This is a genomic window from Streptomyces sp. NBC_00057, assembly GCF_045041165.1.
In the GTDB taxonomy this organism is placed as follows: domain Bacteria; phylum Actinomycetota; class Actinomycetes; order Streptomycetales; family Streptomycetaceae; genus Streptomyces.
In genome coordinates, this window is record NZ_CP108256.1 from 3,125,471 (window position 1) to 3,150,083 (window position 24,613).

A 24,613-nucleotide genomic window follows, 5' to 3' on the forward strand; every position below is an offset into this window, starting at 1 on the left:
GATCTTCAGCACCCTCCTATGCCGGGGTGGCGTCGAGGGCGTGGCCGACGAGGGCCAGCAGCGACTCGACGACGGTGATCCTGTTACGCGCGTCCATGATCACAACAGGCACGTGCGGCGGCACAGTCAGGGCCTCCCTGACGTCCTCCGCCTCGAACCCCGGCGTTCCTTCGAAGTGGTTGACGGCGACGATGTACGGCAGGCCGCAGCTCTCGAAGTAGTCGAGTGCGGGGAAGCAGTCGGCGAGCCGCTGGGTGTCGGCGAGCACGACCGCACCGATCGCGCCGCGCACCAGGTCGTCCCACATGAACCAGAAGCGCTGCTGGCCCGGTGTGCCGAACACGTACAGCACGAGGTCGTCGTCGAGCGTGAGCCGGCCGAAGTCCATCGCGACGGTCGTGGTGACCTTGTCGGGTGTCGCGGAGAGATCGTCGGTCTCCTCGCTGGCCTGGGTCATCATCGCTTCGGTCTTCAGCGGGGTGATCTCGGAGACCGACCCCACGAAGGTCGTCTTGCCCACGCCGAACCCGCCCGCGACCACGATCTTCGTGGCGATGGGGGCCCTGGTGTGGTCCAACTGCCAGGCCTGCAGCGATTCTTCGGCCTGGTTTTTGGCCCCCGGCTGGCGCGGGGCGAAGAGCGGCGACTCAGAGACGGCGGAGTCCATTGAGCACCCTTTCGAGCAGTGCGCGGTCGGGCTGGCCGGCGCCATGACCGGTCCCGTACACGCGGATCTTTCCCTGGTCGGCCAAGTCGCTGAGCAGTACCCGGACCACGCCGAGCGGCATCTTCAACAGGGCGGAGATCTCAGCGACCGTACGCATCCGGCGGCAGATTTCCACGATGGCCTGGAGCTCCGGCATGACGCGGGTGGCCAGGTTGCCGTTGGTCAGCTCGCGGCGCTCCTCGGGCGCTTCGAGCGCGGCGACGAACGTCTCGACGAGCAGGACGTGACCGAAGCGGGTGCGACCGCCGGTGAGCGAGTACGGGCGGACCCGTGCGGGCCTTCGGTCGGACCCGCGGACGGGAAGCCTGCGGGCGGGTTCAGCAGCGGGCGTCACTGGGCGCTCTCCATCGATTTGCGCAGTTCACTACGGAGTTCGGGGGTGAGTACGTGTCCGGCTCGGCCGACGAAGAGCGCCATGTGGTAGGCGATGACGCTCATGTCGCAGTCCGGGGTGGCGTGCACACCGAGCAGCGAGCCGTCGCTGATCGACATGACGAAGACGCTGCCCTCGTCCATGGCGACCATGGTCTGCTTGACACCGCCGCCGGCCATCAGCTTGGCGGCGCCGATGGTAAGGCTGCCGATGCCGGAGACGATGGTGGCCAGGTCGGCGCTGGAGCCTTTGGGGCCGTCCTGCCGACCGGTGTTCTGAGTGGTCAGATGGCCGGGGTCGGAGGAGAGCAGCATCAGTCCGTCGGACGAGACGACGGTGACCGAGTGGACCCCTGGCACCTCCTCCACCAGATTGCTCAGCAACCAGTGAAGGTTCCGGGCCTCGGTACTCAGCCCGAATGTGCTGGGCGCAGTCAACTGCGTGCCTCCTCGACTGTGTCCCCCGTCTCATCGTTTCGGCCGTCGCCGGGGGCGGCCCGCTCACCGTGCTCGGTAAGTGCGGTGCGCCCGGCATGTGCGGGGGTTCCGGGGAACGGTTGGGTCGCCGTGATCTCAGCGATCTCCGCCTCGACGTCCCGGCGGCCTTCCTTAGCGCCCTGGTGGAAGCCGCCGAGCCGACGGCGCAGCGCCTCCTTGTCCAGGCTGCCCTTGCGCTCGGTGCTGGGTGCCGTGGTGGGCTTGACGACCTTGGGGGTGCGCTTGGGCAGCCCCTTGTCCGTGATGCGCTCCTGCTGCAGCTGCGAGTGCTGCTCCGGCTGCCGGGGGCCGGGCAGGGCGTCGGCGACGGGCGCGGGGGCCGGAGCGGGTGCGGTGGCCGGAGCGGGTGCGGTGGCCGGAGCGGGTGCGGTGTACGGAGCGGGTGCGGTGTACGGAGCGGGTGCGGTGTACGGCTCCGGGGCGGACGCGGGGGCCGGGTCGGTGTACGGCGAGGGGGCTGGGGCCGGCGCGGTGTACGGCTCCGGGGACTCGTCGGTGGTGCGCTCGTGGCGGTCGGGGCCGATGGCGTACGGGTCGGGCGCCGTGAACTCGGGGACGTCCACCGGGAGCCGTACCTGCATCGTGGTCTCGGCCTCGGCCTCGGCCTCGGCGGCGGCCGGAGCGGGTGCGTTGCCCGCCGCGTGCCCGGGCTCGGGCTCGGGCTCGGAGGTGGCCCCGGACTCGCGGATCGTCTGCTCGGCCGCGGCGATCAGCGGGTCGCCGGGCAGGGCGAGCGTACGCCCCGACAGTGAGTTGGAGTTGGCCTCGGCGACCGACCCCGGCAGGTTCAGCGCGGGGGCGTCCCCGGGGACCTTCACCGGCGGTGGTGTGGCAGCCGGTGGCGTCTTCGGCAGCATGGCCTTGGGCAGGACGACGACCGCCGTGACCCCGCCGGTGCCCATGTTGTCGCGCAGCTGGACCCGTACACCGTGGCGCGCGGCCAGCAGGGAGGTGACCTGGAGTCCGAGCCCGGCCCTGTCCGCACCCTCTTCGCCCGCCTCGAACAACGTGGGGTCGCCGAGCCGGGTGTTGAGCTCGCCCATCCGTACGGCGGACATCCCGATGCCCTCGTCCTGGACGGAGAGCATCACCTCGCCGGTCTCCAGCAGCCAGCCGGAGAGCTGGACATGGGAATCCGGCGGCGAGAAGGAGGTCGCGTTCTCCAGGAGTTCGGCGACGAGGTGGCTGAGGTCGTCCGCGGCGAAACCGGCGATCTGGGCGTGCGGCGGCAGGGACTGGATGGTGACCCGCTCGTACCGCTCGATCTCGGAGACGGCCGCGCGCAACACATCGACCAGCGGGATCGGGCCGGCGTGCCCGTGGCCGTGCTCGGCGCCGGCGAGGACCAGCATGTTCTCGCTGTGGCGGCGCATGACCGTGGCCATGTGGTCGAGCTTGAAGAGGGTGGCCAGCTGCTCCGAGTCCTGCTCGCGCTCCTCCAGGTTCTCGATGACACCGAGCTGGCGCTCGACGAGGCCGAGGGTGCGCAGCGAGAGGTTGACGAAGGTGTGGTGGACCGTGTTCTTCAGCCGCTCCAGCTGGGCGGTGAGGTCGGTGGCCATGACCTGGAGTTCGGCGCGCTGGAGGGTGAGGGCCTCGCGTCCGGCGATCAGCTCGGCGCGCTCGGTCTCCAGGCTCTCGAAGCGGCCGTTGAACTCGTGGAGCAGCCCGTGCAGCTTGCCGTGCAGGGCGTTGATGGACCGTACGACCTGGGCGAACTCGTCGTTGCGGCCGGTGTAACGGACCGGTTCGGCGGTGGCGGGCTCCGCGGCGAGGCGGGCGGCACCGACACGCAGGACGGCGAGCGGCTGGGTGAGGGTGCGGGCCACTGCGGTGGAGACGCCGACGGCGATCAGCAGACAGCCGCCGAGCAGTGCGATCCGCAGTTCCAGCGCGGTGACGTCGTCGTCGCGCAACTGCTCCAGGCGCTGGACCTGTGCGGTGCCGAGGGCGGACTCGACACCCCGCATCCGGTCGATCCGGGCGGAGAGTGCCGCCTCGACCTTCTTGCTGTTGGTCTTCTGGTCGGAGTCCGACAGTTCGGGACGGTCGGTGAGGGAGTTGAGGTACTTCTCCGCGTTGTTGACCTCGGGCCCGGTGACGGTGGACGAGAGCTTGTCGCGGGCGGTGGAGCCCGCGGCCTGGTCGAAGTCGGCGAGCGAGGAGAGTTCGCGGACCCGGGCCTGCTGGGCGGCGGCACTCAGCTCGTCACGGGTGCGGTCGTCCTTGCTGCTGCCCGCGTCCTGGGTCTGGACGGGCAGCCCGGTGATCGGGTCGATCTGCGGGGTCGTGCCCTCGCGGGGTACGGAGAGCGCGGCGATCAGCAACCCGCGGGTGGCGGAGGCCTGCTCGGTGGCCCGGCCCAGGGCGAGCGGGGCGCGGGTGGCCTCGGCGGCGCGCGGCGGGGTCTTCTCGGCGAGCTCGTCGGCGAGGTCGTGGAGCTTGGCGATGACCTCGGAGTACGCCTGATGGGCCTCCAGCGCCGTGCCCTTGCCGCTGAGCGCGTCGCGGCGCAGGGAGGGGATGGTGGAGAGGTCGCGACGGAGTGCGGCCGGGGCCGCGCCCCTGATCTCGTCCACCTGCTGGTCGACGCGGCCGCTCGGGCTGCCGGGTTCGCCCTTGCCCTCCGCCGTGGGGCCGGACTTCTCGTCACGGCCGGCCGCGATGTAGGCGGTCACCTCGTCACGCTCGTCCGCGAGGGCGTGTGCGAGTGCGATGGCCTGCTGGTTCAGCTCGGCGAGGGTGACCAGCCGCTGCGACTCGTTCAGGTCGGAGGAAGCACTGAGGGCCGCGGGTGCGCCCGCGGCGATGACGGTGATACCGACGACCGCGACACCGGCAACCAGCCGGCTGCGTACGCGCACGGTGCGCCGGGTGCTCTCGCTCTCGACGGGTGCCGGAGGCGTCACCCCGGAACCACTGTGCTTGCTGCCCTTGCTCCGAGGCCGCTTCTTCTGCACCGGTGCTCGCATTCTTGACTCGTCCGCCCTTGAAGCAGAGGTGACGCACGGTCACATATGAACGAGCGCCCCGACCCTGGTACGGCTTCCGACCATTCCAGTGCTTTTGAGAGGGGGGCGCGCATCAACCACTCCGCCACCTGAACGAGTGAACATCACTCCAGAGTTGACGAACAAGTCTCCCCCGGGGGCGCATCCGGCACACCTGGGCCGTCGGTTGGAACTTCCGCCCAGGCTTTGGCAGGATGCCCGCCCGCACGCCGCCCGGAGCCTTTCCTTCCACTCCAGGCATCCCCCTGACCTGCCGATAGAGGCCAACCTTGGGCGGTGCAGGGCTCGTGAAGGCGTCGTGCAGACTGGCTGTATGCGAATCGAACTCGCCACCGTCGCCGGCAGCGCTGAACGACCGAACGAGGACTGGGCCGCCACCGCGCTGCCCGCTTACGGCCAGGGTGGGACGCTGATCCTGCTCGACGGAGTGACTCCGCCGCAGGGTGACGACGGTTGTGTGCACTCGGTCCCCTGGTTCGCCGCACGGCTGGGCGGCTCACTGGTCGAACTGTCCGGTTCGCGACGGGATCTGACCCTCCAGGAGATCCTGGCCGAGTCCATCCGGCACACCGCCGATACACACCGCTCCTCGTGTGACCTTTCTCACGCGAGGACGCCGCAGGCGACGGTCGTCATGGCACGCTGGGACGAACACGAGATCGAGCACCTGGTGCTGTCCGATTCCGTACTACTGTTCGAGGCGCCCGACGGAACCGTGCAACCCCTTCTCGACGACCGGCTGGACCGCCTGCCGCCGGGCTCTCTGGCCGACGAAGCGATCGCCGACGCGCAGGTACGCAACAAGGAGGGCGGCTTCTTCACCGCCGCCGCCGACCCCTCCGTGGTGGCCCGCGCGGTCACCGGGCGCACCCCGCTCGGCCAGGTGCGGGCGCTGGCCGCGATGACCGACGGGGCGGCCCGCTGGACCGAGATGTTCCGCGCGGGCGACTGGGCGGACTGCCTCGGGATGCTCCACAGGGAAGGCGCACAGGGGCTGATCGACCGCGTCAGGGCACTGGAGGACGCGGACACGGAGCGCACGTATCTGCGCCGCAGCAAGACCCACGACGACGCGACGGCGGTCTACGCGGTGCTGTGACGGCGCACCGGGGAGGGCGGGCCGGGGCGTCAGTCCTCGGCCCGGGCGTTCAAGTGATGCAACAGCCGGGCCAGTTCGGCCACCTCGGCCCGGTCCCAGTCGGCGAGCTTGCGCACATAGCGGTCGCGTCGGGCGTCACGGACGCTGCGGTAGCGGGCCAGACCCCCGGCGGTGAGGTGGACGAGGGAGGCCCGGCCGTCGGCCGGATCGGGCTCGCGCGCCACCAGCCCGAGGGCCTCCAAGGCACGCAGTTGACGGCTCATGGTCGCCTTGCCGACCCCGAAGTAGGCCGCGAGATCGGTGGCCCGCTGCCGCCCGGCCGACTCCAGCCGTACGAGAAGCCCATAGGCGGCGGCCTCCAGTTCGGGGTGGACCTCGCGCGCCATTTCCCCGGAGCTGGCCCGCGCCCGGCGCAGAAAGACGGCCAACTCCCGCTCCAGGGCAAGGAATGCGTGGTCCACACCACTTTCTCCGCTCGCGCCGGGTTCACTACCGCTTTCGCTCCCGTGCACGTCAACACCCCTCATGAGCTTTCCTGCCGCTGAAAGTTTCTTTCGCCGCTGGTCATAGCCGCAGCCTGGCCAGTATTTCGCAGGCGTAGACCAACGGCAGCCCCCAGGCCCCCTTCCGCAGCGCAGGTCTACGTGCGTAGCTTCATGCATGGCATGTTCACACCATGACATGTCGACAGGGGTTCGCCCGGCGTCCCCCTGGGATCAGCACGTCCCCCCCACCAAGGCCTCGGAGGCACTCACATGCCGGTGCTCAGATCCAGATCCGGAACATCCCGTCGCTCGCGCTTCGCCGCGGCCGGAACCCTGCTCGCAGCCCTCTCCCTCCTTCTCGCCCTGCCCGGCGCGGCAAGCGCCGCGGGCACCCACGACACCGCCGCCGCGGCCAAGAAGCCCGCGCGCGGCACGGCCACGATGGGCATGGGCGTCATCACCCACGACGGCCAGGGCGGACTGCCGCGCGACACCCGCGCCGTCCAGACCGAAGGCGTGGACGTCGCCAGCTACCAGGGCAACGTCAACTGGGCGACTCTCTGGAACAGCGGCGTGAAGTGGGCCTACACCAAGGCCACGGAGGGCACGTACTACACGAACCCGTACTTCGCCCAGCAGTACAACGGCTCGTACAACATCGGCATGATCCGGGGCGCGTACCACTTCGCCACCCCGGACACCACGAGCGGCGCCGTCCAGGCCAACTACTTCGTGGACCACGGGGGCGGCTGGTCGAAGGACGGCAAGACCCTGCCCGGCGTGCTCGACATCGAGTGGAACCCGTACGGCGCGCAGTGCTACGGCAAGACCCAGGCAGGCATGGTGTCCTGGATCCGTGACTTCGTGAACACCTACAAGGCGCGCACCGGACGCGACGCGGTCATCTACACCGCGACCAGCTGGTGGCAGACCTGCACCGGGAACAATGCGAGCTTCGGCACCACCAACCCGCTGTGGGTGGCTCGCTACAACACCACGGTCGGCGAACTCCCGGCCGGCTGGAGCTACTACACGATCTGGCAGTACACCTCGTCCGGCCCCTACGTCGGCGACCACAACCACTTCAACGGCGCCCTCGACCGCGTACAGGCTCTCGCCAACGGCTGAGCCGGCCTGCCGCGCCCGCCCGGTCCGACGCTTCGCACAGCAGAGCCCCGGCGACCCACCCAGTCGCCGGGGCTCTTCCCTGTTCGCGCCACCCGAACAGGCATTTCGCCCTGCGAGCCGACAACGAAGGCCCTCTATACACCCAGTGTATACGCCGTGTGTATAGTCCTTCTCTGCCGCACGCCGTGCGCCTTGTTCAGCTACGGAGGAGTGACCCGCCTTGTCCATGAAGATGAAGTCGATCGGTACGGGGTTGGCTGCCGCTCTTGTGACGGCGCTCACCCTGACACTGAGCGGCTGCTCCATGCAGACCACCGCGCCGGCCTCCGCGCGCGGCGACGCGGGCTCCGACGCCAAGGGCTCCTTCGGCCCGGTGGACTGCCGCAAGGCGAAGTGCATAGCCCTGACCTTCGACGCGGGACCGGGCGAGGACACCCCGCATCTGCTGGACATCCTCAAGGAGAAGAAGGTGCACGCGACCTTCTTCCTGCTGGGCAAGAACCACGTCAAGAAACACCCCGACACCGTGCGCCGGCTCGCCGCCGAGGGGCACGAGGTGGCCAACCACACCTGGTCCCACGAGATCCTGACGGACAGGAAGCCCGCCGAGATACGCACCGAGCTGGAGAAGACGCAGGGCGCGATAGCGGAGATCACCGGCAAGAAGCCGCGCCTGATGCGCCCGCCGCAGGGCCGTACCGACGACACCGTCTCGGACATCAGCAAGGACCTGGGGCTCTCCCAGATCCTGTGGAGCGCGACCGCCAAGGACTACTCCACGACCGACTCGGCGCTGATCGAGAAGCGCATCCTGGACCAGGCGAGCCGGGACGGCATCATCCTGCTGCACGACATCTACAAGGGGACGGTGCCCGCCGTGCCGGGCATCATCGACGCGCTGAAGAAGCAGGGCTACACCTTCGTCACCGTCCCGCAGCTGATGGCGCCCGCAGAGCCGGTCCCGGGGACCATCTACCGCCCCTGAGCCGTACGTCCCGGAAGGCGGGGCCCCAGGCGCACGCGGAACGGCCCACCCACCCGTTGCCGGGAAGGCGGGCCGTCCGTACCGGTCGCGCACGTGGCGCCACGCCCGTCACGCCATGGCGCCTACGCCGCGGCCGGGATCCTCTCCTCGGGCCTGGCCGCGGAGGCCGGGGCGAGGGCGATCTCCAGCACCTGGCGAACGTCCGTCACCGGGTGGACCTCCAGGGTGTCCAGGACCTCGGCCGGGACATCGTCCAGGTCGGCCTCGTTCCGCTTCGGGATCACCACGGTGGTGATCCCGGCCCGGTGCGCGGCCAGCAGCTTCTGCTTCAGGCCGCCGATCGGCAGCACCCGTCCGGTGAGCGAGACCTCACCGGTCATCGCCACATCCGTACGGACCAGCCGTCCGGAGAGCAGCGAGGCCAGCGCAGTCGTCATGGTGATGCCGGCGCTCGGGCCGTCCTTCGGGACCGCGCCCGCCGGGAAGTGGATGTGCACGCCGCGGTCCTTCAGATCCGCGACCGGCAGCTCCAGCTCCGCGCCGTGCGACCGCAGGAAGCTCAGCGCGATCTGCGCGGACTCCTTCATGACATCGCCGAGCTGACCGGTGAGGGTCAGTCCGGACGCCCCGGTCTCCGGATCGGCCAGCGACGCCTCCACGAACAGCACGTCACCACCGGCACCGGTCACCGCGAGTCCGGTGGCCACACCCGGCACCGCGGTGCGGCGCTCGGCCGGGTCCTGGGCGGACTCGGGGATGTGGTGCGGCCGGCCGATCAGACCGCGCAGATCCGCTTCGGTGACCGTGAACGGGAGTTCCCGGTCACCCAGTTCATGCTGGGCCGCGACCTTGCGGAGCAGCCGGGCGACGGCCCGCTCCAGGTTTCTTACGCCCGCTTCACGGGTGTACTCGCCGGCCAGCTTACGCAGCGCGGACTCGTCGAGCGTCACCTCGTCCTTCTCCAGACCGGCCCGCTCCAGCTGGCGCGGGAGCAGGTGGTCGCGGGCGATGACGACCTTCTCGTCCTCGGTGTAGCCATCGAGCCTGACCAGCTCCATACGGTCGAGCAGGGCCTCCGGGATGGCTTCGAGCACATTGGCCGTCGCCAGGAAGACGACATCGCTGAGGTCGAGTTCGACCTCCAGGTAGTGGTCACGGAAGGTGTGGTTCTGCGCCGGGTCGAGGACTTCGAGGAGGGCGGCAGCCGGGTCGCCCCGGAAGTCGGAGCCGACCTTGTCGATCTCGTCGAGCAGGACGACCGGGTTCATCGAACCGGCCTCCTTGACGGCCCGGACGATTCGTCCCGGCAGGGCACCGACGTAGGTACGCCGGTGGCCGCGGATCTCCGCCTCGTCCCGTACACCGCCGAGCGCGACGCGGACGAACTTGCGTCCCATGGCGTGCGCGACGGATTCACCGAGCGAGGTCTTGCCCACGCCCGGCGGACCCACCAGCGCCAGCACGGCACCGCCGCGCCGCCCGCCGACGACACCGAGGCCGCGCTCCGAACGCCGCTTGCGTACCGCCAGGTACTCGGTGATCCGCTCCTTCACGTCCTGCAGACCCGCGTGCTCGGCGTCGAGGATCTCCTGGGCGCCGCGGATGTCGTACGCGTCCTCGGTCCGCTCGGTCCACGGCAGTTCGAGGACGGTGTCGAGCCAGGTCCTGATCCAGGAGCCCTCGGGGCTCTGGTCGGACGAGCGCTCCAGCTTGTCGACCTCCTTGAGGGCGGCCTCACGGACGTGCTCGGGAAGATCGGCGGCCTCGACGCGGGCCCGGTAGTCGTCGGACTCGTCTGCGCCGGAACCAGGACCGCCGTTGAGATCGGAGAGCTCCTTCCGTACGGCTTCGAGCTGGCGCCGCAGCAGGAATTCGCGCTGCTGCTTGTCGACACCCTCCTGGACGTCCTTGGCGATGGACTCGGCGACGTCCTGCTCGGCAAGGTGTTCACCGAGCCACTGGATGGCGAGCTTCAGCCGGGCGACCGCGTCCACGGTCTCCAGGAGCTGCACCTTCTGGGCAGTGGTGAGGAAGGGCGAGTAGCCGGAATTGTCGGCGAGCGCGGAGATGTCCTCGATCTGCTGGACCCGGTCCACGACCTGCCAGGCGCCGCGCTTCTTCAGCCAGCTGGTGGCGAGCGCCTTGTACTCCTTGACCAGCTCGGCGGCGGCTCCGGGGAGCGGATCGGGGACGACCGCGTCGACCCGTGTCCCTTCCACCCAGAGCGCGGCACCCGGTCCGCTGGTCCCGGCCCCGATCCGTACCCGGCCACGGCCGCGGATGAGCGCGCCCGGATCCCCGTCCGAAAGCCGTCCGACCTGTTCGACGGTGCCGATGACACCGGTGCCGGTGTACGTCCCGTCGATCCGCGGCACAAGAAGCACCTCGGGCTTGCCGCCGCCCTCGCGGACTGCGGCCTGTGCGGCTTCCACGGCGGCGCGTACATCGGTGTCGGACAGGTCCAGAGGCACCACCATCCCGGGCAGCACGACCTCGTCGTCGAGCGGCAGCACGGGCAGGGCGAGCGGAGTGACCGCATGGGACTCGGTAGCCATGATCTCCCCTTCGGCAGTCAAGTTGAGTTATGCAGACTCAATGCTCCTGAGCCGCCCATTGTTCCCGGCGCATGTTCGCTGTGAGCGATCGACTGGATGCTGTCCGTTGAAGGCGAAGGTTGCGACGTGCACGTCAACGTTGCGACATGGCTTGCGACGTGCAGCGTTACCTTGCGACAAGGGGTCTGGCGACGAGCCGTGTCCACCCTCGGCAGACTGCGGACATGTCCACCGACGTGAGCGGAATGATCGAGTGCAGACCCTTGGCCCGAATCTGGGGGGAGGACGACGAGGACGCGGTATGGCACGCCGCCATTGACCTCTTCCTCCTCAACACCGGAAACGTCTATGACGCCTTCGCCTGCCTCTTCGGCGTCCGCAACTCCTTCGGGTTCCGTCCGCTGACCGAAGGCCGCGGTCTGCCGGTGGACGCCTCGGATGGACTGCGGGACGCGTTCAACGCGTGGGGCGGGCCACAGGACGCGCACGGAACGACCTGGATCAGCTGGGCCGAACTGGCAGCCGCCAACTGGGACGAGACCGATCGGTCCGGCACGCTCAGCCGAAGCACCGTTGCCGGGGCAGGAACCCACTGGGCGCCGGTCTGGGACGTGATGCGGACGCTGGCCGAGCTGCATGGACCAGAGCACGTGCGACTCGTGGTCTGGTTCGACTGATCAGGGAACTGAATGCTGCCCGTCGACACAGCTTGACTTCCCCATTGGGAAGCCATGGCCTGTTGGAAGGACCCCGAGATCGGCGACCCCAGGGGCGGGAACCGAGTTCGCCGGTCCGTGGGGCGGCTCGACACTCTCCGCGTGGCGGGGCAGGGGGATCTACCGGGCCCTGGTCGCCTCGCTCGCCGCCGCCCGCGGTGTCAGGTTCCTGCAGGTGGACGCCTCCGACGACAGCGCCCCGATCCTGCGGCGGCTGGGCTTCCACTCCGTGACCACCACCACGCCCTACGTGTGGTCGCCGCCGGGGCACTGACGGCGGCACGGGGCCTCGGACCGGCCGATGCCCCTAAGCCCGGCCCACCTGCGGAAAACCGGTCGGCAGCCGGACGGAACACCGGGCAGAGTGCCGGTATGAACGACGACCGAGGGATGAATCCGGACGGCACCATCCGGCGGGAGGGCTCGCTGAGCCGGGTACCGGCGGCGTTCGCCCCCGTGGTGGCGGCGGCCCGCGCCCGGATCGCCGAAGCGTTCGACGGCGCGCGGCTGCACAGCGCGTACATCTACGGCAGCATTCCGCGTGGCACGGCCGTTCCCGGTGTCTCCGATCTGGACCTGCTGCTCGCCCTGCGCACCGGGCCCACCGAGGCCGACGAGGCGGCGGCCCGGGCCGTCGAGGCCGGGCTGGACGCCTCGTTCGGCCAGATCGACGGCGTCGGCATCCTGCTGTTCGGCGCCGACACCCTCACCAGCGAACTCGAACGCAATGACCTCGGCTTCTTCCTCGCCTGTCTCTGCACCCCGCTGCTGGGCGAGGACCTCGCCGTACAGCTTCCGCGCTACCGCCCCACCCCGCTGCTCGCCCGCGAGACCAACGGGGACCTCCACCTCTCGCTCCCGCGCTGGCGACGGAGGGCCGCCGAAGCCGCCACGGACTCCGAGCGCCGAAACCTCAGCCGCGGCGCCGCCCGCCGTATCGTCCGGTCGGGCTTCACCCTGGTCATGCCGCAGTGGGGCGGCTGGACCAGCGATCTGATGGAGTCCGCCGAGGTGTTCGCCCGCTACTACCCGGAGCGGATCGAGCAGATGTGGGTGGCCGCGCGCACGGGCCGCACCCCCTCCGCCGACCCGGCCGTCCTCGCGATGCTCATCGACGATCTGGCGTCCTGGCTGGCAGCCGAGTATCTCGCGGTGCACGGCGAGAAGGCCCCACGCCCCTGACCACCCCCTGTCCTGTGACCGCACCGGCCCGGCGCAGCAGCGGTCGGCAGGCCACGCCCAGCAGCAGCGCCGGCGGATGGCCCCAGCAGATACCCGAAGGCGAACGGGGTACCGGTGGGCGTCGGCAGCAGCCGCAGCCACCGGCGGGCCTTGCGGTCCGCAGGAACGGCGGGCTCTTCCGTACGGCGCCGACGCGGTATGGCGTCGAGCAGCGGCGCCGCGAGCTCTTCTTCGCGAACCGCCCTGTCCGCACCCTGATGCACCGCGCGAGGCGCCCCTTTCCGTACCGGCCCCCGAAGCAACGTTCCGCCATCCGTGATCGTCCCCCGCGCCGTCCATGGCGTGAACCGCATGAGCCACGTATGAACCGACTCGGGTCCGGTACTCGATAGAGGGGTGTGAGCCTGTTGCGCCCCCCGGGGGAGGACCGAAATGACGACGACGCGCTGCTGCGTGCCGTCGCGCAGGGGGATACGGCGGCCCTGGCGACGCTCTACGACCGGCACGCCGGCTGGCTGCTCGCCCGGCTGAGCAGACGGTGCGCGGATACCGAGACCGTACGGGAAGTCCTTCAGGACACCTTCGTGACGGCCTGGCGCTCCGCCGGATCGCACCGCGGTGCGCAGATCGGCGGCTGGCTCTGGGTGATCGCCTCGCGCCGGCTGGTGGACGCGCAGCGGGTCCACGCCCGCGCCGATCTCGCTGCGCAGGCCGAGGCCGAGCGGGCCGGGAGCAAGGAGTGGGCAGCCGCCGCACCGTCCGCCGAGGAGCGGGTGCTGGCCGGTCTGGAGTACGGGGACGTGGGCGCCGCACTCGACCGGATCTCGCCGGAGCTGCGCGAGGTCCTGCGCGCGACGGTCATCGACGGACTGACGACCCGTGAGACGGCCCGACTCCTGGACATACCGGAAGGCACGGTCAAGACCCGGGCGATGCGGGCCAGACGCGAGCTGCGCGCCGCGCTGGAACTGCTGGCGCCAAAAGCCGGTCCGCTGGGAGACACGGCATGAGGGGAGGCGACGGCATGACCCACTGGCACGTGGGCGGAGAACTGGCCGACCGGTACGCAGCCGGTTCGGTGGCGGAGACGGATGCCTGGTCCCTGGAGAAGCACGTGGAGACGTGCGGGGGGTGCGCGGCACGGGTCTCGGCGGCGGTACGGGCACGGCAGGAGGCGGCGGCGCTGCTGGACGGGGTGCGGGCGGGGGTGCTGACCGCGGTGGCTGCGGAAAGGACACCGGAGAGCCGGCCCGTCCGGAGCAACCGGGTCCGTTTCCTCACGTCCGCAACCGGGGCCGTCCTGAACGGTCGCGTCCGCCTTCCCGGGTCCGCCACCCGCACCGGGCGTCTGCTGTGGGCCGCCGGGCCCGCACTGCGCGGTGCGTGGCTACTGGCGCTGGTGCTGGTGGCCGTAGGGGCCCTCGCTCTGGCGTACGGGGCCGGGCTCGGCGCGGCCACGCGGCCGCTGCTCCTCGTCATCGCGCCGGTGCTGCCGCTCGCCGGGGTCGTCGTCTCCTACGGACGGCACACGGACCCGATGCACGAGATCACCGCCGCCACCCCGTCCGGCGGGCTGCGGCTGTTGCTGACGAGAACCACCGCGGTGCTCGGCGTGAGCATCCCGGCGCTCACCCTCGCCGGGGCCGCGCTGCCCCCGTCCGCCGCGGGGCCGGGCCCGGCGGCATGGCTGCTTCCGGGGCTGGCGATGACGCTGGCGGCGCTCGCCCTCGGTTCGTACGTCGGCTGCCGTACCGGCGCCTCGTCCGTCGCCGCGGCCTGGGCTGCCGCCGTGCTCCTGCCCGCCTTCGCCGCCTCTTCCCCGGAGATCGGCGAGCCTGCGGCCGAAGCCGCGAAGTACTTCGCTGGGCCCGCCGCACAGGGCGGCTGGGCGGCCGGGGCGCTGGTGTGCGCCGTGCTGCTCGCCGCACGCCGTAGATCCTTCGACCATCTGGAGACGTTGTGAGCGTGAACGCATGAGCAGCACCACGGTCATGAGTACGGTCACGGTCAGGAAACTGACCGTGCGGCACCGCAGAACGGACGTGCTCGACGCCGTCGACCTCGACTTCGCACCCGGTGTGCACGGGCTCCTCGGACCGAACGGGGCGGGCAAGACCTCGCTGATCCGGGTGCTCGCGACGGTCGCCGCACCGTCCGGCGGCCGGGTGGAGCTGCTCGGCAGCGAGGTCGGCGCGAAGTCCGGCCACCGCAGCCGGGCGGCGGTCCGGCGCAGGCTCGGCTATCTGCCGCAGGAGTTCGGGTACTACCCGGGCTTCACCGTCCGCGAATTCGTCGCCTATGTGGCCTGGCTCAAGGAGATGGACGCGGCGACGGTGCCCGCGGCCGTGGAGCTTGCGGTGGCCCGGGTGGGTCTGGCGAACCGGATCGACGCCCCGGTGAAGACCCTGTCGGGTGGGATGGTGCGACGCGTCGGCATCGCCCAGGCGATCGTCAACGATCCGGACCTGCTGCTGCTCGACGAGCCGACCGCCGGTCTCGACCCGGAGCAGCGGGTCGAGTTCCGGGCGCTGATACGCGAGCTGGGCAGCACGTCCACCGTGATCGTCTCGACCCATCTGGTCGAGGACGTCGCCGCTGCCTGCACCGATGTGACGCTGATCGAGGCGGGCCGGATCGCGTACCGGGGTACGACGCAGGAGCTGACGGCCCTCGGCGGCGCGGACACCGGAGCGGACGGGCCGGACGGCAACCCGATCGAGCGCGGCTACACCGCTGCGCTCCGGGCGCACCGGGCGGCGGTGGCGCATCGATGACGAGCCCCGAAGCACCGGCACACCGTCCGGCGCACACCGCGCTGCGGGCCGAGCTCCGGCGCGGGATCGCCCCCTGGACCGGGCTCGCCGTCGCCCTCACCATCCTCGTTCCGCTGTGGGGCAAGGCGCCCCAGTGGCAGGGCAGCTGGGGGGAGACGCAGAGCCAGGTGCACCTGGCGGCGGCGCTGCTCGGCGGTCCGCTCGTCGCCGCGGCGGCCTGTTGGCAGGGCGGCCGGGAGCACCGTCGCCGCACCGCCGAGCTGCTGCTCTCGGTGCCGCGCGGCCGGCTCGCGCAGGTGACGACGGCCGCGGCGCCGATCGTGCTGTGGGCGGCTGCCGGGTATCTGTTCGCGCTGGCCGTGGTGTTCGCGGCGACCGCACCGTACACCGGGGCCGGCAGTCCGTCCGTCTCGATCGCCGCTGCGGATCTCGGCTACCTGCTGTCCATCGGCTTCGTGGGCTTCGTCGTCGGCAGGCTGGTGCGCTGGCGGCTGATCGCTCCGGTGTCGGCGGTGTGCGCGTACGTCCTCCTGGGGTTCCCGGGCTATCTGGACGTGGCAGCCCGATTCCTGAGCCCGGCACAGGAAGTCCGCCTGAACGGATACGTACCGGTGTGGTGGTTCGCCCCGGTTCTGGTGGCGTGGACGGGCGGTATCGCCGTCGCCGTGCTGCTCGGGTACGCGGCGCGGCGGCGCCACCTGGCCGTTGTTCCGCTCGCCCTGGCGATCGCGGCCGGAACGCTGATCGCGCACACGGGCGAGGACCTGTTCCGGGACGATCCGGCCGTGGCGCGCAGGGTCTGCACGAAGGCCGCTCCCGGCACGCCGCAGATCTGCATGAGAGCCGCCGACGCCCCGGTGCTCTCCCAGGCGTCCGAGGCGTTGCAGGGGATGTTCTCGCGGCTGGAGGGAGTCCCGGGCGCACCGGTCAGATACGTGGACAACGGGTCCGGCCCGAAGGACGGCGAAGCCGCTCTCGCGTACGTGGGGCGTGGCTGGGGCATCACCCGGAACCGGCTGACCGATCCCCACAGGTACGTCCGGGAAACCGCCCTCGGTCTGGTGAACCACAACTGCTCGGCCGGCCCGGGCGAGAAGGGCCGGAAGCAGGACGAGCGAATGGCACGCACGACTGACGCGGTCATCAGCTGGCTGAGCGGCGAGGACTCGCCGTGGTATCCGGACTCGCGCCAGCTCGCCCGCCTCGAAGCCATGCCGGACGCAGAGCGCAAGGTCTGGCTCGGCCGTTTCCTGGCCGTCCCGGCGGACTGCACGCCCTCGGAGGTCCCGGTCCTGTGAGCCACCGGCCGATCCACGCCGCAGCGCCCGTCCCCGTCCTCTATATCCGCTCCCGCGGCCTTCCCCTCACCGCCGTCGCCCTGACCGGCATCGTTCTCGTAGCCGCCGGCGCGGCCCACTGGCTGGAAACCAGGCCGTACTTCGACCACACCGCCCGCATCCCGGTCGTCGTGCTGGCCCCGCTGCTCGCCTCCGCCGCGATCGGCACCAGCCTGCACGCCCACAGCGACGAGCTGGACCGGACCGCCGTACGCCGCTGGTGGCCGCGCCGACTACTGCATCTGCTGATCCTGACCGTGCTGACGACCGGGGCTCTCGCGCTGGCGGTCCCGGGGCATCCGGAGGCGTTCGGCGGGCCGGCCATGGTGCGCAATGCGCTCGGCGCGACCGGGGTGGCCGCGGCCTCCGCCGCCCTGATCGGTGCCCGGCTGAGCTGGCTGCCGATGACGGTCTACGGGAGCGCCGTCTATCTGGCGGCGCCCGACACCGCGGGCGGCGCGGCGGCAGTGTGGGCCTGGCCGATGCAGCCGGGTCCGCAGGGTGCGGCGTGGGCGGTGGCCCTGACGGCGTACGTGATCGGGGCGGTCCTCCTCGCGGTGCGCGGCGCACGCCCGGAGAGCGCGTGACTCTCGGCGGCGCGCGCCCGGAGAGCGCGTAACCCCGGACGTTCCGCGCCCCCGGAGCGCGTAACTCTCGTCCGTCGCACGCCCGGGGCCGCGCAACGGTGCACGCTCCCCCCGGATGGATCGGATGGATCGGGCGGATCCGGCAATCCGCTGGCCCCGGCCGCGTCGAGCGGCCAGGATGGCGGTGACCGTGTCCGCCATCCACCGGAGACCCGCACCATGCCCGACGTCCACGGACCCGACACCCTCGCCCCCGTCACGCTCGACCGCCGCGAAGGCCCTTACGGCGAAGTCGTTCTGCGGGAGCGGGGGGACGACTTCGAGATCATCGCCAACGGATGCTTTCTGATGGACACCTCCGACGGGCGTTCCGAGCGGCTGCTGATCGACGCGGCACTGGCCGCGCTGCCCGCCGACCGGGCGGCACCGGCGGTGCTCATCGGGGGTCTCGGGGTGGGGTTCTCGCTCGTCCGGGCCGCCGCCGAGCCGCGGTGGGGGCGGATCGCCGTCGTCGAGCGGGAACAGGCGATCGTGGACTGGCATCTGGAGGGGCCGCTGGCCGGGATCTCCGGTGCGGCGCTCGCCGATCCGCGGACCGCGATCCTGACGACGGATCTCATTGCATACCTGAGTACGACTACGGACCGTTACGACGCCCTGTGCCTCGACATCGACAACGGACCGGACTGGACAGTCACGGAGGACAACACGAGCCTGTACTCCCCTGCCGGTCTGGCGGACTGCCGGGAGCGGCTGACACCGGGCGGCGTTCTCGCGGTGTGGTCCGCACAACCGTCCGCCGAGTTCGAACAGGCTTTGCGGAATGCCGGATTCAGTGGGGTTAGGACAGAAGAGGTCAGTGTTGCCCGAGGTGTTCCCGACGTGGTGCATCTCGCACTTCGGACGGGCTGAGAGCCCCCACCGGGTATCCGTGGCCCCCGGGACGCCCGGGGGCCAAGCGCCACAAGGCCGACACTCCGCCACTTCGTCGCGCCCAAGCCGGTACACCCTGCGTAGCCGAGAGCAGTCCGCTGCCTTTACGCTGCTGACCGGTAACGGGGATCACCCACGAAATCCACAAGCGAAGACCGTGCGTCCGGGGGAATGGCCCCCCGTGAGAGCGGGCAGGGGCGGGGCGATGGAACAGACACACACCACCCACACCGGTGTCGCGGCCACGCCGGGCGCGCAGCGCCGGGTGCTGGTGGTCGAGGACGATGCCACAATCGTCGATGCCATTTCCGCCCGGCTGCGGGCCGAGGGCTTTCTGGTGCAGACCGCACTCGACGGACCCGCGGCCGTGGACGCGGCCGAGGCATGGCAGCCCGACCTGATGGTGCTCGACATCATGCTCCCCGGCTTCGACGGCCTGGAGGTCTGCCGCCGTGTACAGGCCCAGCGGCCGGTGCCGGTGCTGATGCTGACCGCCAGGGACGACGAGACCGACATGCTGGTCGGCCTCGGGGTCGGCGCCGACGACTACATGACCAAGCCGTTCTCGATGCGCGAGCTGGCGGCCCGGGTGCACGTCCTGCTGCGGCGGGTCGAGCGTGCGGCACTGGCCGCGGTGACGCCGCGCAGCGGCATACTGCGCCTCGGCGAGCTGGAGATCGATCACGCGCAGCGCCGGGTCCGGGTGCGCGCCGATGACGTCCACCTCACGCCGACCGAGTTCGATCTGCTGGTCTGCCTGGCCAACACCCCGCGTGCGGTGCTCTCCCGGGAGCAGCTGCTGGCCGAGGTGTGGGACTGGGCGGACGCCTCCGGCACCCGTACCGTCGACAGCCACATCAAGGCGCTGCGCCGGAAGATCGGTGCGGAGCGGATCCGTACCGTGCACGGTGTCGGCTACGCCCTGGAGACCCCGGCGCCATGACCCGGCCCGGCGGTTCCGGACTGCGCCCATTCTCGGTCAAGGCCAAGCTGGGCACGCTCGTGGTGGTCTCGGTATTCATCACCACCGGGCTGCTGATGGTGGCCCTGCGCACCAGGACCGAACTGCGCTTCATCACGGTGTTCTCGGTGATCGCGACCCTGCTGATCACCCAGTTCGTGGCGCACGGTCTGACTGCGCCGCTCGACGAGATGACGACCGTGGCCCGGTCGATATCGCACGGTGACTACACCAGACGGGTGAGCGGCGCCGACCGGCGTGACGAGCTCGGCGATCTGGCCCAGACGATCAACCGCATGGCGGACGATCTGGAGGCCGTGGACCGGCACCGGAAGGAGCTGGTGGCCAATGTGTCGCATGAGCTACGAACACCCATCGCGGCGCTGAGAGCCGTGCTGGAGAACGTCGTGGACGGAGTGTCCTCGGCCGATCCGGAGACGATGCGCACGGCGCTGAAACAGACCGAGCGGCTCGGCAGGCTGGTGGAGACGCTGCTGGACCTGTCCCGCCTGGACAGCGGGGTGGTCACGCTGAAGGCCCGCCGATTCGAGGTGTGGCCGTATCTGTCGGGTGTGCTGAAGGAGGCGAACCTCGCCGCCTCGCACCGCCGGCTGTCCTCCGGTTCCGGGAATCACACCCGCAAGGACGTACATCTTCATCTGGATGTGTCGCCGCCCGAGCTGACCGCGCACGCGGATGCGGAACGGCTGCACCAGGTCGTGGCCAATCTGATCGACAACGCTGTCAAGCACAGCCCGCCGCACGGCCGGGTCACCGTGCTGGCGCGGCGCGGGGCCGGACCGGAATCCCTGGCACTGGAGGTCCTGGACGAGGGCCCGGGCATTCCGGAGTCCGAGCGGCACCGGGTCTTCGAGCGTTTCAACCGCGGCGAGGTGCCGTCCCCGCACGGTCCGGGCAGCGACGGCGGTACGGGCCTGGGCCTGGCGATCGCCCGCTGGGCGGTGGATCTGCACGGCGGACGAATCGGCGTGGCCGAATCCGCTCGCGGATGCCGCATCCAGGTCACTCTTCCGGGGATCCGGCAACCGCGAGGTTGACATAGGGTTCGAACCGGAAGGGCACGTTCGACGTGTTCTGCTCAAGGGGTACGGTCCAGGGGGCCGTAGCCGCGGTCCCGCGTACCCGAAGTGAAGCGGAACCATGCTTGTTTCCCGCCATTTCCTGCGCCGAAACCCGTCTTCCGATGTGACTTGCACGACGAAGACCGGCCCGGCCTGCGTGGAACGGCTGGGGAGGCGTAGCCTTGATTTCCGCTGTCCATCACCTTGTGAAGCGGAAGAGGGCGGTTGCCGCCGTGTCGTCTCAGTCCCCCAGTAACTCGAGCATCTCGACCGACCAAGCCAGCCCGGGTTCGAACCCGGCTGCAGCTTTCGGCCCCAATGAGTGGCTCGTCGACGAGATCTACCAGCAGTACCTCCAGGATCCCAATTCGGTCGATCGCGCCTGGTGGGACTTCTTCGCCGACTACAAGCCGGGTACGTCCGGCACGGCGGACAAGCCCGTTCCCGGCGCCGCAGCCGCGGGGGCTGCGGTGACCCCGGCCCCGGCCGCCACCGCACCGGTCACCACACCCCAGGCCGCTCCGGCGCAGGCCCCGGCCCCGGCCGCGAAGGCCCCCGCGCCCGCGGCTCCGGCGCCCGCACAGGCCGCTCCCGCCGCCGCTGCTCCGGCAGCCCCGGCGAAGGCCGCGCCGGCTCCGGCCGCGAAGGCCGCCGCTCCTGCGCCGGCCAAGCCCGCCGCGGCTGAGGCCACCGAGGCCGCGGCCGGCCCCGAGTACGTGACGCTGCGCGGTCCGTCGGCCGCCGTCGCGAAGAACATGAACGCCTCGCTGGAGCTGCCGACGGCCACGTCCGTCCGCGCCGTTCCGGTGAAGCTGCTCTTCGACAACCGCATCGTCATCAACAACCACCTCAAGCGCGCCCGGGGCGGGAAGATCTCCTTCACGCACCTCATCGGGTACGCGATGGTCCAGGCCCTCAAGGCCATGCCGGCGATGAACCACTCCTTCGCGCTGAAGGACGGCAAGCCGACCCTGGTCAAGCCGGACCACGTCAACCTCGGTCTGGCCATCGACCTGGTGAAGCCGAACGGCGACCGCCAGCTGGTCGTCGCGGCCATCAAGAAGGCCGAGACGCTCAACTTCTTCGAGTTCTGGCAGGCCTACGAGGACATCGTCCGCCGCGCCCGCAACGGCAAGCTCGGCATGGACGACTTCACCGGAGTCACCGCCTCGCTGACCAACCCCGGCGGCATCGGCACCGTGCACTCGGTGCCCCGTCTGATGCCCGGACAGGGCCTCATCATGGGCGTCGGCGCGATGGACTACCCGGCAGAGTTCCAGGGCACCTCTCAGGACACCCTGAACAAGCTGGGCATCTCCAAGATCATGACGCTGACCTCGACGTACGACCACCGGGTCATCCAGGGAGCCGCCTCCGGCGAGTTCCTGCGGATCGTCGCCCAGCTCCTCCTCGGCGAGAACGAGTTCTACGACGAGATCTTCAAGGCGCTGCGCATCCCGTACGAGCCGGTCCGCTGGTTCACGGACATCGACGCCTCGCACGACAACGACGTCACCAAGGCCGCGCGGGTCTTCGAGCTGATCCACTCCTACCGGGTCCGCGGCCATGTCATGGCCGACACCGACCCGCTGGAGTACCGCCAGCGCAAGCACCCCGACCTGGACATCACCGAGCACGGCCTCACCCTGTGGGACCTGGAACGGGACTTCGCGGTCGGCGGTTTCGCCGGCAAGTCGATGATGAAGCTCCGCGACATCCTCGGTGTGCTGCGCGAGTCGTACTGCCGCACCACCGGCATCGAGTTCATGCACATCCAGGACCCGAAGCAGCGCAAGTGGATCCAGGACCGGGTGGAGCGCACGCGCACCCAGCAGCCCGAGCGCGAGGAGCAGCTGCGCATCCTGCGCAGGCTGAACGCCGCCGAGGCGTTCGAGACGTTCCTGCAGACCAAGTACGTCGGCCAGAAGCGGTTCTCGCTGGAGGGCGGCGAGTCCGTCATCCCGCTGCTCGACGCGGTCATCGACTCCGCCGCCGAGGCCCGCCTCGACGAGGTCGTCATCGGCATGGCCCACCGCGGCCGGCTGAACGTGCTGGCGAACATCGTCGGCAAGTCGTACGCGCAGATCTTCCGCGAGTTCGAGGGCAACCTCGACCCCCGGTCGATGCACGGCTCCGGCGACGTGAAGTACCACCTCGGCGCCGAGGGCACCTTCACCGGTCTGGACGGCGAGCAGATCAAGGTCTCGCTGGCCGCCAACCCCTCGCACCTGGAGGCGGTCGACCCGGTCCTGGAGGGCATCGCCCGCGCCAAGCAGGACATCATCAACAAGGGCGGCACGGACTTCACGGTCCTGCCCGTCGCACTCCACGGCGACGCGGCCTTCGCGGGCCAGGGCGTCGTCGCCGAGACGCTCAACATGTCGCAGCTGCGCGGCTACCGCACCGGCGGCACCGTGCACGTGGTGATCAACAACCAGGTCGGCTTCACCGCCGCCCCGGAGTCCTCGCGCTCCTCGATGTACGCCACGGACGTGGCGCGCATGATCGAGGCGCCGATCATCCACGTCAACGGTGACGACCCCGAGGCCGTCGTCCGTGTCGCGCGCCTGGCCTTCGAGTTCCGGCAGGCGTTCAACAAGGACGTCGTGATCGACCTCATCTGCTACCGCCGCCGCGGTCACAACGAGGGCGACAACCCGGAGTTCACCAACCCGCAGATGTACACCCTGATCGACAAGAAGCGCTCGGTGCGCAAGCTCTACACCGAGTCCCTCATCGGTCGCGGCGACATCACGCTGGAAGAGGCCGAGCAGGCGCTGCAGGACTTCCAGGGCCAGCTGGAGAAGGTCTTCGCGGAGGTCCGCGAGGCCACCTCGCTGCCGGCTCCGGCACACACCCCCGAGGTCCAGCCCGAGTTCCCGGTCGCCGTGACCACCGCGGTCTCCCAGGAGGTCGTGAAGGTCATCGCGGAGTCCCAGGTCAACATCCCCGACCGGATCACCGTCCACCCCCGTCTGATGCCGCAGATGCAGCGTCGCGCGGCCTCGGTGGAGAACGGCACGATCGACTGGGGCATGGGCGAGACCCTGGCCATCGGTTCGCTGCTGATGGAGGGCACCCCGGTCCGGCTCGCCGGCCAGGACACCCGCCGCGGCACCTTCGGCCAGCGGCACGCGGTCCTCGTCGATCAGGTGACCGGCGAGGACTACACCCCGCTGCTCTACCTCTCCGACGACCAGGCCCGTTACAACGTCTACGACTCGCTTCTCAGCGAGTACGCGGCGATGGGCTTCGAGTACGGCTACTCGCTGGCCCGTCCGGAGTCGCTGGTCATCTGGGAGGCCCAGTTCGGTGACTTCGTCAACGGCGCGCAGACCGTCGTCGACGAGTTCATCTCCTCGGCCGAGCAGAAGTGGGGCCAGACCTCCGGCGTCACGCTGCTGCTGCCGCACGGCTACGAGGGCCAGGGCCCGGACCACTCGTCCGCCCGCCCGGAGCGCTTCCTCCAACTGTGCGCGCAGAACAACATGACGGTCGCCATGCCGACCCTGCCGTCGAACTACTTCCATCTCCTGCGGTGGCAGGTGCACAACCCGCACCACAAGCCGCTGGTCGTCTTCACCCCGAAGTCGATGCTCCGCCTCAAGGCGGCCGCGTCGAAGGCGGAGGAGTTCACCACCGGCGGCTTCCGCCCGGTGATCGGCGACGACACGGTGAACGCGAACGACGTCCGCAAGGTCGTCTTCTGCGCCGGCAAGGTCTACTACGACCTGGAGGCGGAGCGCGAGAAGCGCGGCGTCACAGACACCGCGATTATCCGTCTGGAGCGCCTGTACCCGCTGCCGGGTGCCGAGCTGCAGGCCGAGATCGCCAAGTACCCGAACGCCGAGAAGTACCTCTGGGCGCAGGAGGAGCCGGCCAACCAGGGCGCCTGGCCGTTCATCGCCCTGAACCTGATCGACCACCTGGACCTGGCCGTCGGCGCCGACGTCCCGCACGGTGAGCGCCTGCGCCGCATCTCGCGGCCGCACGGCTCGTCCCCGGCGGTCGGCTCGGCCAAGCGCCACCAGGCCGAGCAGGCACAGCTGGTCGCCGAGGTCTTCGAGGCCTGACGCTTCGAGACCTGACCGGTCGCTGTACGCACGAACCCGAAGGGCCCGGTCCCGCGAGTTGATCGCGGGGGCGGGCCCTCCGTCGTGAGATCAGCGGCCGTACGGGGC

The 24,613-nt window shown here is 70.4% G+C and carries 20 protein-coding genes and 1 pseudogene; 15 read left to right on the forward strand and 6 right to left on the reverse strand.

Translation table 11 applies throughout. The features are described from left to right. Positions 1–16 precede the first annotated feature (16 nt). Genes OG953_RS14355 through OG953_RS14370 form a run of 4 tightly spaced genes read right to left on the reverse strand, consistent with a single transcriptional unit; the run spans position 17 to position 4,557 of the window. The gene (locus OG953_RS14355) at positions 17–667 is read right to left on the reverse strand and encodes a GTP-binding protein (protein ID WP_405684578.1); all 651 of its coding nucleotides are present in this window, start codon (positions 665–667) and stop codon (positions 17–19) included. After that, complete coding sequence (locus OG953_RS14360) at positions 648–1,061, reverse strand: DUF742 domain-containing protein (RefSeq protein ID WP_405684579.1); 414 nt, start codon at positions 1,059–1,061, stop codon at positions 648–650. The genes OG953_RS14355 and OG953_RS14360 overlap by 20 nt, the downstream gene beginning before the upstream one ends. Continuing rightward, on the reverse strand, positions 1,058–1,537 hold the full coding sequence (locus OG953_RS14365) for a roadblock/LC7 domain-containing protein (protein WP_405684580.1): 480 nt from the start codon (positions 1,535–1,537) through the stop codon (positions 1,058–1,060). Before OG953_RS14365 ends, OG953_RS14360 begins: the two co-directional genes overlap by 4 nt. Next, entirely contained in the window at positions 1,534–4,557 is a 3,024-nt protein-coding gene (locus OG953_RS14370; protein ID WP_405691823.1) for a nitrate- and nitrite sensing domain-containing protein, read from the reverse strand. Before OG953_RS14370 ends, OG953_RS14365 begins: the two co-directional genes overlap by 4 nt. Positions 4,558–4,921: 364 nt before the next feature. On the opposite strand from OG953_RS14370, the gene OG953_RS14375 reads away from it, so the two are divergent. After that, positions 4,922–5,707, forward strand: coding sequence for a protein phosphatase 2C domain-containing protein (locus tag OG953_RS14375; RefSeq protein ID WP_405684582.1), 786 nt, complete (start codon positions 4,922–4,924; stop codon positions 5,705–5,707). Between the two features lie 29 nt (positions 5,708–5,736). Here the strand turns inward: OG953_RS14375 and OG953_RS14380 are convergent, their stop codons facing one another. Continuing rightward, positions 5,737–6,234 carry a MarR family winged helix-turn-helix transcriptional regulator gene (locus tag OG953_RS14380; RefSeq protein ID WP_405684583.1) on the reverse strand — a complete coding sequence of 166 codons (498 nt, stop codon included), beginning with the start codon at positions 6,232–6,234 and terminating at the stop codon, positions 5,737–5,739. Positions 6,235–6,462: 228 nt separating this feature from the next. Here OG953_RS14380 and OG953_RS14385 point away from each other — a divergent pair, with 228 nt between their 5' ends. Both OG953_RS14385 and OG953_RS14390 read left to right on the forward strand, forming a co-directional pair. Continuing rightward, entirely contained in the window at positions 6,463–7,320 is an 858-nt protein-coding gene (locus OG953_RS14385) for a lysozyme (RefSeq protein WP_405684584.1), read from the forward strand. A gap of 226 nt (positions 7,321–7,546) precedes the next feature. Then, on the forward strand, positions 7,547–8,305 hold the full coding sequence (locus OG953_RS14390) for a polysaccharide deacetylase family protein (RefSeq protein ID WP_405691825.1): 759 nt from the start codon (positions 7,547–7,549) through the stop codon (positions 8,303–8,305). A 122-nt stretch (positions 8,306–8,427) separates the two neighbouring features. On the opposite strand, the gene lon is transcribed toward OG953_RS14390, so the two are convergent. Next, entirely contained in the window at positions 8,428–10,860 is a 2,433-nt protein-coding gene (lon, locus tag OG953_RS14395; RefSeq protein ID WP_405684586.1) for an endopeptidase La, read from the reverse strand. Between the two features lie 224 nt (positions 10,861–11,084). On the opposite strand from lon, the gene OG953_RS14400 reads away from it, so the two are divergent. The 12 genes and pseudogenes from OG953_RS14400 to OG953_RS14455 all read left to right on the forward strand — a co-directional run bounded on the left by OG953_RS14400 (position 11,085) and on the right by OG953_RS14455 (position 24,505). Beyond that, positions 11,085–11,537: a hypothetical protein gene (locus OG953_RS14400; protein ID WP_405684587.1), complete on the forward strand. Its 453-nt coding sequence runs from the start codon at positions 11,085–11,087 to the stop codon at positions 11,535–11,537. 97 nt (positions 11,538–11,634) lie between these two features. Next, a pseudogene (locus OG953_RS14405) lies at positions 11,635–11,850 on the forward strand (GNAT family N-acetyltransferase); the annotation flags it as partial. Between the two features lie 98 nt (positions 11,851–11,948). Next, on the forward strand, positions 11,949–12,758 hold the full coding sequence (locus tag OG953_RS14410) for a nucleotidyltransferase (protein WP_405684588.1): 810 nt from the start codon (positions 11,949–11,951) through the stop codon (positions 12,756–12,758). 398 nt (positions 12,759–13,156) lie between these two features. Then, entirely contained in the window at positions 13,157–13,768 is a 612-nt protein-coding gene (locus tag OG953_RS14415; protein ID WP_405684589.1) for an RNA polymerase sigma factor, read from the forward strand. A gap of 14 nt (positions 13,769–13,782) precedes the next feature. Then, positions 13,783–14,721, forward strand: a complete 939-nt coding sequence (locus OG953_RS14420; protein WP_405684590.1) for a zf-HC2 domain-containing protein — start codon at positions 13,783–13,785, stop codon at positions 14,719–14,721. Positions 14,722–14,731: 10 nt separating this feature from the next. Continuing rightward, positions 14,732–15,532, forward strand: a complete 801-nt coding sequence (locus OG953_RS14425) for an ABC transporter ATP-binding protein (RefSeq protein WP_405684591.1) — start codon at positions 14,732–14,734, stop codon at positions 15,530–15,532. Beyond that, on the forward strand, positions 15,529–16,830 hold the full coding sequence (locus OG953_RS14430; protein ID WP_405684592.1) for a hypothetical protein: 1,302 nt from the start codon (positions 15,529–15,531) through the stop codon (positions 16,828–16,830). Before OG953_RS14425 ends, OG953_RS14430 begins: the two co-directional genes overlap by 4 nt. Further along, positions 16,827–17,456 carry a hypothetical protein gene (locus OG953_RS14435; RefSeq protein WP_405684593.1) on the forward strand — a complete coding sequence of 210 codons (630 nt, stop codon included), beginning with the start codon at positions 16,827–16,829 and terminating at the stop codon, positions 17,454–17,456. The genes OG953_RS14430 and OG953_RS14435 overlap by 4 nt, the downstream gene beginning before the upstream one ends. Before the next feature lie 219 nt (positions 17,457–17,675). Next, positions 17,676–18,368, forward strand: coding sequence for a spermidine synthase (locus tag OG953_RS14440; RefSeq protein WP_405684594.1), 693 nt, complete (start codon positions 17,676–17,678; stop codon positions 18,366–18,368). Between the two features lie 226 nt (positions 18,369–18,594). Continuing rightward, on the forward strand, positions 18,595–19,332 hold the full coding sequence (locus OG953_RS14445) for a response regulator transcription factor (protein WP_024491908.1): 738 nt from the start codon (positions 18,595–18,597) through the stop codon (positions 19,330–19,332). Continuing rightward, complete coding sequence (locus tag OG953_RS14450) at positions 19,329–20,408, forward strand: ATP-binding protein (RefSeq protein ID WP_405684595.1); 1,080 nt, start codon at positions 19,329–19,331, stop codon at positions 20,406–20,408. The genes OG953_RS14445 and OG953_RS14450 overlap by 4 nt, the downstream gene beginning before the upstream one ends. 257 nt (positions 20,409–20,665) lie before the next feature. Further along, positions 20,666–24,505, forward strand: coding sequence for a multifunctional oxoglutarate decarboxylase/oxoglutarate dehydrogenase thiamine pyrophosphate-binding subunit/dihydrolipoyllysine-residue succinyltransferase subunit (locus OG953_RS14455; RefSeq protein WP_405684597.1), 3,840 nt, complete (start codon positions 20,666–20,668; stop codon positions 24,503–24,505). Positions 24,506–24,613 lie beyond the last annotated feature (108 nt).

Coding starts and splice junctions, on each gene's coding strand:
- OG953_RS14445 (WP_024491908.1), top strand. CDS start 18,595: ATGGAACAGACACACACCACCCACACCGGTGTCGCGGCCACGCCGGGC.
- OG953_RS14385 (WP_405684584.1), top strand. CDS start 6,463: ATGCCGGTGCTCAGATCCAGATCCGGAACATCCCGTCGCTCGCGCTTC.
- OG953_RS14425 (WP_405684591.1), top strand. CDS start 14,732: ATGAGCAGCACCACGGTCATGAGTACGGTCACGGTCAGGAAACTGACC.
- OG953_RS14450 (WP_405684595.1), top strand. CDS start 19,329: ATGACCCGGCCCGGCGGTTCCGGACTGCGCCCATTCTCGGTCAAGGCC.
- OG953_RS14375 (WP_405684582.1), top strand. CDS start 4,922: ATGCGAATCGAACTCGCCACCGTCGCCGGCAGCGCTGAACGACCGAAC.
- OG953_RS14420 (WP_405684590.1), top strand. CDS start 13,783: ATGACCCACTGGCACGTGGGCGGAGAACTGGCCGACCGGTACGCAGCC.
- OG953_RS14440 (WP_405684594.1), top strand. CDS start 17,676: ATGCCCGACGTCCACGGACCCGACACCCTCGCCCCCGTCACGCTCGAC.
- OG953_RS14400 (WP_405684587.1), top strand. CDS start 11,085: ATGTCCACCGACGTGAGCGGAATGATCGAGTGCAGACCCTTGGCCCGA.
- OG953_RS14430 (WP_405684592.1), top strand. CDS start 15,529: ATGACGAGCCCCGAAGCACCGGCACACCGTCCGGCGCACACCGCGCTG.
- OG953_RS14355 (WP_405684578.1), bottom strand. CDS start 667: ATGGACTCCGCCGTCTCTGAGTCGCCGCTCTTCGCCCCGCGCCAGCCG.
- OG953_RS14390 (WP_405691825.1), top strand. CDS start 7,547: ATGAAGATGAAGTCGATCGGTACGGGGTTGGCTGCCGCTCTTGTGACG.
- lon (WP_405684586.1), bottom strand. CDS start 10,860: ATGGCTACCGAGTCCCATGCGGTCACTCCGCTCGCCCTGCCCGTGCTG.
- OG953_RS14410 (WP_405684588.1), top strand. CDS start 11,949: ATGAACGACGACCGAGGGATGAATCCGGACGGCACCATCCGGCGGGAG.
- OG953_RS14380 (WP_405684583.1), bottom strand. CDS start 6,234: ATGAGGGGTGTTGACGTGCACGGGAGCGAAAGCGGTAGTGAACCCGGC.